Origin of the sequence: Thalassobacterium maritimum (assembly GCF_031127805.1) — a bacterium.
In the GTDB taxonomy this organism is placed as follows: Bacteria; Verrucomicrobiota; Verrucomicrobiia; order Opitutales; family Coraliomargaritaceae; genus Thalassobacterium; species Thalassobacterium maritimum.
This window is the reverse complement of record NZ_JARXHW010000074.1, coordinates 1-12,583: the sequence shown is the minus strand read 5'-3', so window position 1 is coordinate 12,583 and position 12,583 is coordinate 1. Positions and strand designations below refer to the sequence as shown.

The window sequence follows — 12,583 nt, the reverse complement described above, 5'->3', positions numbered from 1 at the left end:
ACTTCTCCTCCCTCCCGTTCGTCTAGCCCGGTCTAGGACACCTGGTTTTCATCCAGGCAACAGGGGTTCGAATCCCCTACGGGAGGCCATTTTTAAAGCCCTTCGGTTTAATTACCGAGGGGCTTTTTAATATCTAAACGCCGAAAATCAGGCTCGATTCCTATAAAGCGAACGATTGACCGGCTTCGAAAAAGAGATGGGGTCAATCGCCACGCTGAGGAACTCTGACAAAAGTGGAGCGACTGTTTCAGGCCGATGAATCAAATCTGAATGCTCGAGGTGCAAGACCGTAGAGCCGGAGACTTGCTCTAAGTGCGACAAAGCTCGCTTTTCCTGCTTCACAAATGTTTCGACCAACATCTTCTTGACCGGAGCAGCCATCTGAAACTCGGGCTCGACTCGCTGACGCATAGTGCACTGCGAGGCCAAGATCTCCTCCCAGTTGCGGTGCAGCATCAACACGCGATACGTCTCCGTCGCGGGCAATTGCAACAGTAGCGGAGTCACAATTTTGACCACCTGCCCCCGTGCCCCAGCGAGCCAGCTATGATCTGCAGCGAGTCGCTTGACCGCGTCTAATTCAAAATAACCATTAGGATTGGAAACGTCCGCCTCGCGAGTTTCATCGCAAAAGAGTGGCAAGCCTGCGGCAGAGAGCATTTGCATAAGCAATGAAGTGCCAGACCGTGGAAAGCCAGAGACGACAAGGATGGGGGCTGAATCTAATTCTGACATCTGTAAAGTATCTATTCCCACCTCGATTGAGACAAGATGAGATCATTGTATTTCTTTTTATCAGCACCAAACAATCGAAAAATTTTCTAGATTTGGCTAAATATTTGCTAGGTTTATTTCACAAATGAAATACCTGCATTTATTCGCCCTATCCCTAGCCTGCTTATCCATGCAGGCACAAACCTCCTCAAAGCTTGCCGGAGGCATCCAAGCAGATGTCCAGGACATCGCCAAAGAGCGCGACTCACAAGAGCTCGTCAACCAACTCGACGACGAGCGACAGACCTTGGCAGCCGAGTACCGTGCGGTGCTGGCACAACTGGAATCCGCCCGCATCTATAATGCGCAAATGGAAAAAATCGTGGCCTCGCAAGAAAGTGAAAAATCTGAATTTTCAACTCAACTAGAACAGCTGGGCCAAACACAGCGCGAACTGATCCCCCTGATGCTCAGCATGATTGATACGCTGGATAAATTCGTAAAAACCGACACTCCATTCCTGCCTCAAGAGCGTCCCAAGCGAGTCGAACAACTGCGATCACTGATGGATCGTGGCGATGTTTCCATCAGCGAAAAATATCGTCGCGTGCTGGAAGCCTATCAAATCGAGCTGGACTACGCGCGCACCCTGGAAACCTACTCGGGTAAATCTAGCCTGAAGGGATCCGAACGCATATTCGACTTTTTACGCTTCGGCAGACTCGCTCTCTTTGCAAAGACCCCAGACGATCAACTGATGCTGCAATGGTCTCCCGCGGAGAATGACTGGGTAGAAATCAACGATGGCAGCGTTCAACGCGAAGTGATTCGCGGCTTCCGTCTGGCAGCCAAACAGGCCGCCCCGTCACTGCTTCAAATCCCAGTCCCTGCCGCGCAGGACGCCCAATAATCCGCAAGGAGATACGTTCATGAAAAATCCTTGGTTTACACTCTGCCTTTGTCTGGCATCCGCCAACCTGCTCCCTGCTGCTGGAACCGAATCGCTCGATTCTTTACTGCAACAAGTGCGGGCAGGACATTCTGAAGCCGCCACTGAGCGCAGCGAGCGTGAGGCTCGCTTCTTAAATGCCCGCGACGGGCAGGAGACACTTTTACAAGATGCCCGCGACGAATTGATCGCCGCGAAGGAACGCGGCGATGCACTCAAAGCCAGCTACGTCGACAATGAACGCCGGCTGGCCGAGTTGGACGTGCAACTGAAAGAAGAGATGGGCGAAATGGGCGAAGTCTTCGGCACGGTTCGCCAAGTCGCGCGCGAAACTGCAGGCTTACTGGAGAGCTCGCCCGTATCTGCGCAACTGCCCGGGCGAGCGGACACCATGCAAGCGATCGCCAGTCAGGCGAGCCTGCCCAACACACAGCAACTCAAATCTCTGTGGGAGACGATGCTGGAAGAGACGATTCGCGCAGGCAGCGTCGAACGATTCAAGACGCCCGTCATCGACCCCCAGGGCAATGAGTCCTCGGCGGAGGTCGTCCGGATCGGGCTGTTCGGCTTAATCAGCGATGGCAAATTCTATAAATATAACTCTGAATTTCAAAAAGTCGTCGCCCTGCCCGCACAGCCCAAGGCCTATTTGCGCAAGACAGTCGAAGATTTTGAAGCCACTCGCAGTGGCTTCGGTGTCGTCGCACTCGACCCAACCGCCGCCGCGGGAGGCAGCTTGCTAGAGCTAGAAGCCATTCGGCCTTCGATGACCGAACGCCTGCAAGGCGGTGGCATCGTCGGCTATGTAATTATTGGCATCGGCGTGATTGCGCTGCTCATCGGCTTGGAACGATTCATCGTCCTAAGCCTAACCGCGCGCCAAGTCCGGCAACAAATCAATAGTCCCGGAGAACCAGGCGACAATTGTATTGGGCGCATCATTCAGACCTACCACGCCTACGACAGTGGCGAGGACAGAACTGAAACGCTGGAGCACAAGATGGACGAAGCGATCCTAAAGGAAATCCCACGACTAGAACGCTTTCTACCACTTTTGAAAATCCTAGCAGCGATTGCCCCGCTACTCGGCTTGCTGGGCACCGTGACAGGAATGATTGCCACTTTCCAAGCCATCACCCTCTTTGGCACCGGCGACCCTAAGTTAATGGCGGGCGGCATTTCACAAGCACTGGTCACCACGATGCTGGGCCTAATCGTCGCCATCCCCATCTTACTGCTACATAATATGCTGGCTGGCATGAGCAATCGCCTGACCGGACAAATCGAGGAACAGAGCGTGGGCCTGATCGCAGAATACTCTGCCAAGAAAAATTCAAAGGTGCAGGCATGAGTGGCTTCTACGGAGATTTAAGGGAATTCTTCAATACCGGCGGGCCGGTATTGGTGGCGATCGCTGGCGTAACTTTGCTAATGTGGACACTGCTGGCAGAGCGCTATAGCTACTTCCGCTTCAGTGCCAAGTCCGACGCCAACGAGCTTCAAACCCGCTGGAAGCAGTGCCACATTCGTGCCCGCTACCAAAGCAACGAATTTAGAAATGCACTCATCTCAAGCTTCCGCCAACGCACCCGACTCCATCTCTCACTGATCACTGGGCTGATCGCGATCTGTCCCTTGCTCGGCATTCTGGGCACAGTTACAGGTATGATCGACGTCTTTGAAGTGCTCTCAATCGTCGGCACAGGCAACGCACGCGAACTCGCCTCTGGCGTGTCCCGAGCCACCCTCCCCACCATGGCTGGCCTCGTGGCCGCACTCTCTGGCGTGTATTTCCGCGTGCAACTCGCGATCCGTGCGGAAAAATACGTCCAGAACTTCTCCGAGACTCTAGAAATGAAAGCGCGACTTAATCATGGCACGTCGTAAATACCGCAAAACACAGGATGAAGCTGCCGTCGATATCGCTCCGATGCTCGACGTGGTGTTTATCATGCTGATCTTCTTCATCGTCACGACCTCATTCGTCAAAGAAACAGGCGTCGAAGTTGACCGTCCGTCTGCGGAGTCCGCGGTCGTCAAGGAACGGGGTAATATCTTGGTCGCCATTCGAGAGAATGGAGAGATTTGGATGAATCGCCGTCAAATCGACGTGCGCAATGTGCGCGCCAACATTGAGCGCGCGCTGGCCGAAAACCCTGAAGGGCAAGTCGTGCTGGTAGCCGACCAAGCGTCCGTCACCGGCCTACTTGTCACCGTTTACGATCAAGCCAAAATGGCAGGCGCTTCCTCCATCTCAATTGCCACCGAGGCAACGGATTAGAACGGTTCGAGTAAAAGCTAATGATCCGCATAATGACTAAATGGCTTATAGCAATCGCGCTAGGGGGAACTGTAACCCTTGGCTTGCTGAGCCTGATGCAGGCGATGGTGCGCCCTAATAACGAACGCCCGTCAATGACGACACGGTTCCAAGGAGCCGAATTTGTGCGCTTAAAGCGCGAGAGCTTTGTGCAGGAAAAAGCCCGCAGCTTGCCTCAACCACCCGAGCCTCCCAAGGCACCGCCCCCTCCGCCCACAATGGAAGTCGATGTAGCCGAGGCGACCACTGCGCCACCTCCTCAGATGGCCCTGCCACGTATCAATGTGCCGCTTCGCGCAGCAGGCGGCGCTGGCGGCTTCCTCGGCAGCGGCTCCACTGCGACGGCAACCGGCACCCGCGATAGCGAGGCCGTGCCCACGATGATCCCGCAAGCTGACTACCCGCGCAAAGCCATCATGCGCAATCTCGAAGGCAGCGTCAAAGCCCGCATCACCGTCGGCGTCGATGGCTCGGTGATCGATGTGGAGATACTCGACAGCAGCGACCGAATGTTTGAACTCCCCGCGCGCAAGGCGCTCTATAAAGCCCGTTTCCGTCCCAAAACGGTCAACGGCGAGCCCGTCGAGGCGACCGTCGTGTACGACTACGAATTTACTCTGGCAAAATGACACAGCCACGCAGCTATCCCCGCAACCACAGGCAACGAGGCAGCCACATCGCGATCGTGCTCCTACTCTCGCTCGCATCACTTTGCCCGCTAACTGCCGCAGAAGTCGGCACGATCCGCGACCATATTTTCGAACGCCTGAATGACGCCCGCGAGTACCTCGAAGACGACGAACCCTCCGAAGCGCGACGCTTGACAGAGCGCCTGCTCACCTTTGAGAACACGCCTTACGAACAAGCCAGCATTCAACAAGTGCTCGGCTACATCTGCTTGGAGATGGAGGACTACAGCGCCGCCATTGAGCAATTTGAAGCCGCAGTCAGCGCCAAGCAGTTGCCCGGAGCCACCGCGCAACCCATGCTCTACAACCTCGCTCAGCTCTACCACCACCAAGAGCGCTGGAAAGACTGCATTCGCAGCCTCGAAACTTGGCTCCGAACAGAGCCCGAGCCCAGCGTCGACGCCTTTTTGATCGGAGCTAACGCCGCCATTCAACTAAAAGACTTCCCCCAGGCGATCAGCTATATTCAACAAGCGATCCAACGCTCCTCCGCGCCCGTTGAGTCCCACTATCAGCTCTGGCTTTCAGCCTTGATACAGATGGAAGACTGGCCAGCAGCCGCGAACCTACTGCAAACCATCATCGCCACCTTTCCCGAAAAGCCCGATTACTGGATACAGCTCACCTCAGTCTACCTACAGATGGAGCAGCCTGAAAATGCCACAGCGACTTTGCGCATCGCCGCGGCGGGCAACCAACTAGAAAAACCAAATCAATTAGACTTGCTCGTCTCCTTACTCGCGGGACAAAAAGTGCCCCAAAGAGCAGGCGAATGGCTACAAAGCGCCATCGATCAAGCGATCATCCTGCCCAGCTTTAAAATGTGGTCCAAGCTCGGCGAGCTCTGGCTTGCCGCGCGTGAATACGACGCCGCACGGCACGCATTTCAAAACGCACTCAAAGAACAAGATGACTTGGGCCTACGCATCCGACTGGCTCAGCTCGATTTTGCAGAGCAAAAATTCACCGCAGTGGTCGAGCAGCTCGAAGCCATGCCCGAATCCCCCGAAAATGATCAATATGGCAAAGCCCTGATGCTACTCGGCGCCTCGCTGGTCGAAATTGACCAGCAAGAAAAAGCCCTCAGTATTTTTAAGAAAGCTCAAGCCCTCCCCGACACACAAAAAGATGCCAGAATGTGGCTAGAATATCTATCTGAGCCTGAGAGCGATTGAGCCAATGCACAATTCGAACATCCCCGTGCCGGCCTGTATAAAAAAGTGCGATTGGACAGTTGAGCATGGTCTGACTCCGCAAATACAAGTCGACAAAGAAAGCGACATACAGAATGGCATGCGAATTGCTAATTTATGGTCAATAGTAACTTCCTCATCTATGAAAACAAAAACATCCATATCGAAAAAAGAAACACTCACTTATTCCGCGGCGGCAACAGCTGCGATGGTCGCTGGCTCCCAACAAGCCGACGCATTAATTGTTTATTCCGGCATTCAAGATCTAGTTATTAGCCAAGGAGCAGCACAAATTTTAGACTTAAACGGTGACAGCGCCAGCGACTTATCATTCAAAAATTACATTTTTGGAGGGGGCAACTACCAAGGTGCTAATATTTATGGTACAGGCAAGGCCGTAGGATTTACAACTGGTCTCAACTACATGTCACTGCTTTCCGCAGGAGACGATGTGTCCTTTACTGATCCAAACTACAGCACTTTCCCATTTAGCCTCTCGATGGCTTACGGCAACAATCCAGACTCTGAGTTTGATACTGCCAGCAACGGCTACGTCGGCTTGTTTTTCACATCTTCGTCTGTCAATCATGCCGCTTGGATTCGCGTCAGCATCGACAACGACGCCGGCACTTTCACTATTCACGATTGGGCCTACGAAAATGTCTCTGGAGTTGATATTCAAGCCGGTGCCATTCCCGAGCCAGCGAACTTAGGCCTACTGGCCTCCGGCGCAGCGGGGCTGATGGCTCTTCGTAAAAGACGTCGCCAAGCAGCAGCTTAAACGGCGTGGCTAATCACTAATTTCCAACTAGCGCCACGAGCATAAATCGTGGCGTTTTTTATTGCCCCACTCATATGCAATCCAAACGAAAACTCCTCTTGGTCGGCTGGGATTCTGCCGATTGGGCGATGATTCGCCCCCTGCTTGACGCAGGTAAATTACCCGCTCTCAAACGCGTGATCGAAGGCGGCTGTAGTGGCAATCTACTGACACTACAACCCGTCTACTCCCCGATGCTGTGGACCTCCATCGCGACAGGCAAATACGCGTTTAAACATGGTATCTATGGCTTCACGGAGCCCGACCCTCAGCAAGGAGGCATTCGTCCCATCACCAGCCTCGGACGTAAGACCAAGGCCTTCTGGAACATATTGAGCCAATCAGGGCTGCGCTGCAATGTGGTGGGCTGGTGGCCTTCTTTCCCCGCAGAGCCAATACAAGGCGCGATGGTGGCCAATAGCTTTGGCGAAGAGCCCAAGAGTATCGACAGCTTTCACCCACTGCGCCCAGGTGCCGTGCATCCACCAGAACTGGCCGAAGAAATGGCCGAGCTACGCGTCGCTCCGGACGAAATCACTGGCTCCATGATCCTGCCCTTCATTCCCGACGCGGCCAAGATCGACTGGAAAAAGGACAAACGGATGCTGAGTCTGCGCCTACAGCTAGCGAAGGCGGCCAGCATGCAGGCTGCGGCAACCCATTTGATGGCGACCACTGAGTGGGATCTGACTGCAGTCTACTTCGAAATGATCGACCACTTAGGCCATCATTTTATGAGTTACCACCCGCCCCAGCAGCAGCATGTCAGCGATGAGGACTTTGCACTCTATCAACATGTGATGGAAGGCGCCTATCGCTTTCAGGACATGATGCTTCAAGCGCAGATCGAGCAAGCCGGCGAAAATTGCACCGTGATGGTGCTCTCCGACCACGGATTCCACTCGGGAGAGACCCGCCTAGCCAGCACCCCTGCCGAGCCCGCCGGCATCGCGGCCGAACACGCGCCTTACGGCATGATTGCCCTCTCTGGAGCTGGCATCAAACAAGATCAAGAGCTGATCGGCCTGACTGTGCTCGACATCGCACCCACAATTTTAAATCTCTTCGATCTGCCCACGGGGCAAGACATGGACGGACGCGTCATTTCCGAGGCGCTGGAACAAGTGCCCAACATTCCCCCGATTACATCATGGGATGACGTGGAGGGCGATGCGGGCATGCACCCAGAAGATCTGCAAATCGACCCCGTCGCCGAAAGTGAAGCGCTACAACAGTTAGTGGCACTCGGCTATGTCGACAACCCCGGAGAGGATAAAAACAAGGCCGCTGAAGACTGTGTCTTCGAATTGGAATTCAACCGCGCACTCTCCTACATCGGGGCGCTACAACTGGATGAAGCTCGCACACTGCTAGAGACTTTAGTCGAACAACGCCCCAATGACGCTCGCGTGCACCGGCGCCTCTTCAATCTCGCGATACAGGCCCAGGATGCGTCGACCGCCATGGAAGCGGTCGAGCGCATCACCGCCATTTACCAGCAGCAAACTGTCGAGGCGGGCGAAAAACTAGCCAAATACAAAGACTTGGACGAGCTGACCGATCCACAGAAGCAACAAGTCTCTGAACTACTCAAAATACATCCACTGGCTGAATCAGAGCGTTTGCTAATGCAAACCCAAGCCTACCTAGCCGGTAACGAAAATGATAAAGCACTGGAAGCCTTAGAAGCGCTCAAAGCCATTGGCCCGAGCACAGCGGGACATTTGGAATTAACGGCACGTGCATACACGCAACTCAAAGACTGGCATCAAGCACTCAAATACTTCGAGGCAGCCCTGCAAAAAGACGGCAACAGCGCCAGTGCCCATCTGGGCAAGGCGATGGCAGCCATGGCGCTGCGCGACTATCACATTGCCAACGAAGCTGCGCTGGAAGCACTCAAACGACGTTTCTTCTATCCGCGTGCCCACTACATCTATGGAGCCAGCTACTTCCGCATGCATGCACCGCAACTGGGCTTGCAGCCGCTGCAACTAGCCATCCACCAATCTCCAAGATTCACCGAAGCCCACGAGATGCTGGCCAATTGCTACCAAAAAATGGGCGACTCGGAAAAAGCCGAATTCCACCGCAAAAATGCGGCCGAATTAAAAGGCGCTCAGACCTAAGAAGTGCGGAGCACATTCATACCGCAGCGATCACGAACCAAGACCTTCAAAGTTCATTTAAATTCAGAATCTCAAACTCCAGTTTTACCACGAATTATTATGCAACATCCTCCTTCTTCCCAGACCAAATGGCTACACAAGCTATTAGTCATCACCTTGGCCTTCGCATCCAGCTCCACATTCGCAGCCGTTCAAGTCTACGACAATCCTGACCTAACCACCCCCGCCGGTGAAAACCCCGATGATCCCAGTACCACACCTGCCATTGGCGTCTGGGTCGATTTCAATGCGACTCCCGAAGCAGATAAAGTATTTATCGTCGACAACCTAGCTGGCATCGAAGGACGCACTGGACTCGACCACGGCCGCTTTGAAATTGTATGGAATAACAACTACGATCCGCCCGCCGCGCAAATATTGCTTCAAGGCGTAGCCGCTTTCGGAAATGCAGTGCTAGGCACTGCAACAGCCACCGTCAACCCGGACACTGGCGTAACGACTGCCAGACTATCTCCAGAGAGACTCAGTGAAAATGTAACCATCGACGCCAGCACATTTCTGGATCCAGCAGATAGTTCCAGTTTAGTGGCTCAATATCTAGAAACCGCGGGCACCTTTGGCGTATGGAATCCTGACCTGGGGCGTGGCTTTATCGCCGTGCGTTTCAATACGGGCTTCTTTATCGGCGAAAGCAATTATCACTACGGCTACATCGATGTGACCATCAACCCGGACTATTCCACCACCGTGCATGGCATCGCGTGGAACGACGTCGGCGGAGAAGCGATTACCACCGCATTCATCGGCGCATCCTCTGGCCCTGCAGCTGCCACAAACCTGAGCGCCAGCGCACTCTCGGCCCATGCAATTCAACTGACATGGGAGGACGATTCCTCCGAGGACGGCTTCCGGATCGAACGCAGCCTCGCGGGTGGCAATACTTTCTCCGAAATTGATACCGTCGCCGCCAATACGACGAACTATTTAGACCTCAGCGTCAGCCCTGAGACGAGTTACGACTACAAAGTCGTGGCCACCTTAGGTGCGTCCGAATCAGATCCTTCAAATATCGCTAGCGCGACCACTCCAGCGGACAGCGGCGCACCCGCCGCACCTTCAAACGTGCTGGCCTCCTTTTCTTCTACCGTGATTAATTTGTCATGGACCGATAGCTCCAGCAATGAAGCCTACTTTGTGATCGAACGCAGCTTCGATGGCGAAGCCTTTGAAGTAATCGCCACCGTAGCGGCCAACAGTACCAGTTACGCCGATACACAACTCGTTGGCGGCTTTACCTACGACTATCGTATCCGTGCTGAGAACCCTGCCCCTTCAGCCAACGCGACGATTTCGGTCTTCTTGCCCGACTCGGCGTCGACCATTGCGGCCGACTTCGTTCGTGGCCAAGCCGCCTACGGAAGCCCAACTGGCAACGGATGGACGCTCGGCCTATGGGACAGCGCACCTGCGCTGGCTTCGCACCAAGAGTTCACCAACGGTCGCATGAATATCGTGCAAGGCAGCGGTTCCGACGGGCATGCCACCCACACCGCAGGGATCGCGATAGCCAACGGAACCCAAGATGGCGCCCAAGGCATTGCACCGGAAGCATCCATTGATTTTTACACAATCAGCGATGCTACGAACGAAGTGGCCAGCGTGGGCATGACACTCCCGGGCGAAGCAGGCAAACTGACGATTTCAAATCACTCGTATCGTTTAGTCGACGCAGGCTGGGAAACTTCCATTGATGCAGGTGTCGACTGGGTCTTCCGCGTCGCCAACACGGGCACCAGCGAAGATGCACGCTTCGGTCAATATTCTAGCATTGTGCAAGATCTGGACGAGGTCCTCTTCGACGCACCCTATCACCTGATGGTACGGTCGGGTAACAATGACCGCGATGACGGCCCTGAAGAGGGCGACATTGTCTATCTCAGCAATGCGGCGGACAGTGCCAACCAAAGCGTCAGCTACAACCCAGCCAGTCATCCACTACCGGACGGGGAATTCGACGGTGGCTACGACACACTCAACAGCGAAAGCCTCGCCAAAAATGTGCTGACCGTCGGCTCGACGGGCATCGCGGTGCGCGACCGTAGCACAGCTGCGTTGATTTCTGCCAGCGATGTCAGCGCATCCTCCGCCTGGGGCCCCGCCGATGACGGCCGCATCAAGCCCGACCTAGTTGCCTTGGGCGAAAGTGTCTACAATGCCGACGACGCGAGCGACAGCAGCTACAGCACTCGCACTGGCGTCAGCATGGCCTCACCCGCCGTCGCAGCCGCAGCTGTGCTCTTGTCAGACAGCTACTACACCTTCTTTGAACATTATCTGCGCTCCAGCACCTTGAAGGCACTCTTCATCCATAGCGCCGATGACCTCGCGCCCACTGGCCCGGACTACAGAACCGGCTGGGGCTTGGCAAATACCAAGGCAGCCGCCGATATCATTCTGCAACATTCGAATAGTCCCGAACTGCGCTCGATCCTAGAGGGTCGACTGACCACAGCCGATCCAGTCGAAACATTTACAATATCTGTGCCTGGGGGCCCTTTCAAAGCAACGCTAACTTGGCTCGATCCCGCAGGCAATGCCAAGAACAGCTTGGACGACACGACACCCGACCTCGTCCGCGACCTAGATATTCGTATCACGGACGGCGCGACGACCTATTACCCTTACGTCATGCCCTTCGCACAAGCACCGCTCACCGCTACGCCCGACGAATTGGCCACAACTGGCGATAATACCACCGACAATGTAGAGCAAATCTACGTCGCCCACTTACCGGCAGGCGACTATACCGTCACTCTCTCACAGAAAACGACTCCCAGCAGCGAGGGCTCCGTATTTAGTCTGATCATGACGGGGCACGACTCCCTGCAAATGCCTGGAGACGGTACCTCCACTGCCGTGCAAGCCACAGTGGCGGTCGAAGAATCCCCAGGTATGCTGACCCTCTACGGAACAGGCTTTCAACTCGGCGCCAGCAAAGTTAGTCTAAAAAAATCCAGCGATGGCAGCTTTGCTGGCTATGCAGATTACGTCGAAGTGTTTGCTGATGGCATACGTTTCCAATTGCCAAGTTCGCTGGCCGATGTCGCCTATGATATCGAAGTAAATGGAGTCACTTTAAAGAACGCGATCTTGCCCAGCGGCTTTGTCGGAGACACCTACGCTCTCTGGGTGCAAGACAAGTTCCCCGCCAGCACATGGACGCGTCCCGATATCACTGGCGAAAGCGCCGATGAGGATGGCGACTCCTTCTCGAATTTTTTGGAGTATGCACTCGGACTATCACCCGATGTCGCTGAGAGCAGCTTACCGATCTCCCTACTCACAGAAGGGACAGGCGAAAATTTCCGGATCGGGCTCTCTTTTCCACAACGCAGCGATGCCGCCGACTTGAGCTATACACTCGAAGCCAAAGACGCACTCAGTGATACTGAGTGGGATCCACTCTCGGTCGAAGCAAGCGCAACTGGTTCTGCAGGCAGTGAAACCACACCGTCCAAACTGATTGATTCGGCCAGTCCGCAGGACAAGCGCTTCATCCGTCTAAAGGTCGAGAGCAGTCCCGTAAACACGCTGTAAGCGAACGCTTACAATAGACGAGCATTCGTGAACTTGCCCTTACTGGGTGCGTCGAACTATCGCTCTCTCCCGGTTAGAGAACCGAGGCTTCTATGGTAATTATTTGGTCAAGTCATATTTTTGAGTTTTTTGTTTTTTTTTCATATATTCACTTTGGTGGCTTTCCGCATTG

At 54.4% G+C, this 12,583-nt stretch carries 10 protein-coding genes and 1 tRNA gene; 10 read left to right on the top strand and 1 reads right to left on the bottom strand.

Annotation, left to right across the window (positions count from 1 at the left end; all coding sequences use genetic code 11):
* Nucleotides 1–11: 11 nt before the first annotated feature.
* Nucleotides 12–89, top strand: a tRNA-Glu gene (locus tag QEH52_RS18315).
* Between the two features lie 58 nt (nt 90–147).
* On the opposite strand, the gene QEH52_RS18310 is transcribed toward QEH52_RS18315, so the two are convergent.
* Nucleotides 148–666 carry a hypothetical protein gene (locus QEH52_RS18310; RefSeq protein WP_308952404.1) on the bottom strand — a complete coding sequence of 173 codons (519 nt, stop codon included), beginning with the start codon at nt 664–666 and terminating at the stop codon, nt 148–150.
* A gap of 193 nt (nt 667–859) precedes the next feature.
* Between QEH52_RS18310 and QEH52_RS18305 the strand changes: the two genes are divergently transcribed.
* The 9 genes from QEH52_RS18305 (at nt 860) to QEH52_RS18265 (ending at nt 12,411) form a co-directional block, all read left to right on the top strand.
* Nucleotides 860–1,624 (top strand): DUF3450 domain-containing protein, encoded by a 765-nt coding sequence (locus QEH52_RS18305; protein ID WP_308952403.1) that lies wholly within the window; start codon nt 860–862, stop codon nt 1,622–1,624.
* Nucleotides 1,625–1,643: 19 nt separating this feature from the next.
* Nucleotides 1,644–3,014, top strand: a complete 1,371-nt coding sequence (locus tag QEH52_RS18300) for a MotA/TolQ/ExbB proton channel family protein (protein WP_308952402.1) — start codon at nt 1,644–1,646, stop codon at nt 3,012–3,014.
* Entirely contained in the window at nt 3,011–3,550 is a 540-nt protein-coding gene (locus QEH52_RS18295; protein ID WP_308952401.1) for a MotA/TolQ/ExbB proton channel family protein, read from the top strand. The genes QEH52_RS18300 and QEH52_RS18295 overlap by 4 nt, the downstream gene beginning before the upstream one ends.
* The gene (locus tag QEH52_RS18290; RefSeq protein ID WP_308952400.1) at nt 3,537–3,944 is read left to right on the top strand and encodes an ExbD/TolR family protein; all 408 of its coding nucleotides are present in this window, start codon (nt 3,537–3,539) and stop codon (nt 3,942–3,944) included. The genes QEH52_RS18295 and QEH52_RS18290 overlap by 14 nt, the downstream gene beginning before the upstream one ends.
* 134 nt (nt 3,945–4,078) lie before the next feature.
* The gene (locus QEH52_RS18285) at nt 4,079–4,612 is read left to right on the top strand and encodes an energy transducer TonB (RefSeq protein ID WP_308952399.1); all 534 of its coding nucleotides are present in this window, start codon (nt 4,079–4,081) and stop codon (nt 4,610–4,612) included.
* On the top strand, nt 4,609–5,847 hold the full coding sequence (locus QEH52_RS18280; protein WP_308952398.1) for a hypothetical protein: 1,239 nt from the start codon (nt 4,609–4,611) through the stop codon (nt 5,845–5,847). Before QEH52_RS18285 ends, QEH52_RS18280 begins: the two co-directional genes overlap by 4 nt.
* A gap of 160 nt (nt 5,848–6,007) precedes the next feature.
* Nucleotides 6,008–6,646, top strand: a complete 639-nt coding sequence (locus QEH52_RS18275) for a PEP-CTERM sorting domain-containing protein (RefSeq protein WP_308952397.1) — start codon at nt 6,008–6,010, stop codon at nt 6,644–6,646.
* A gap of 74 nt (nt 6,647–6,720) precedes the next feature.
* Complete coding sequence (locus QEH52_RS18270) at nt 6,721–8,814, top strand: alkaline phosphatase family protein (RefSeq protein WP_308952396.1); 2,094 nt, start codon at nt 6,721–6,723, stop codon at nt 8,812–8,814.
* Between the two features lie 99 nt (nt 8,815–8,913).
* Complete coding sequence (locus QEH52_RS18265; protein WP_308952395.1) at nt 8,914–12,411, top strand: S8 family serine peptidase; 3,498 nt, start codon at nt 8,914–8,916, stop codon at nt 12,409–12,411.
* Nucleotides 12,412–12,583: the final 172 nt, after the last annotated feature.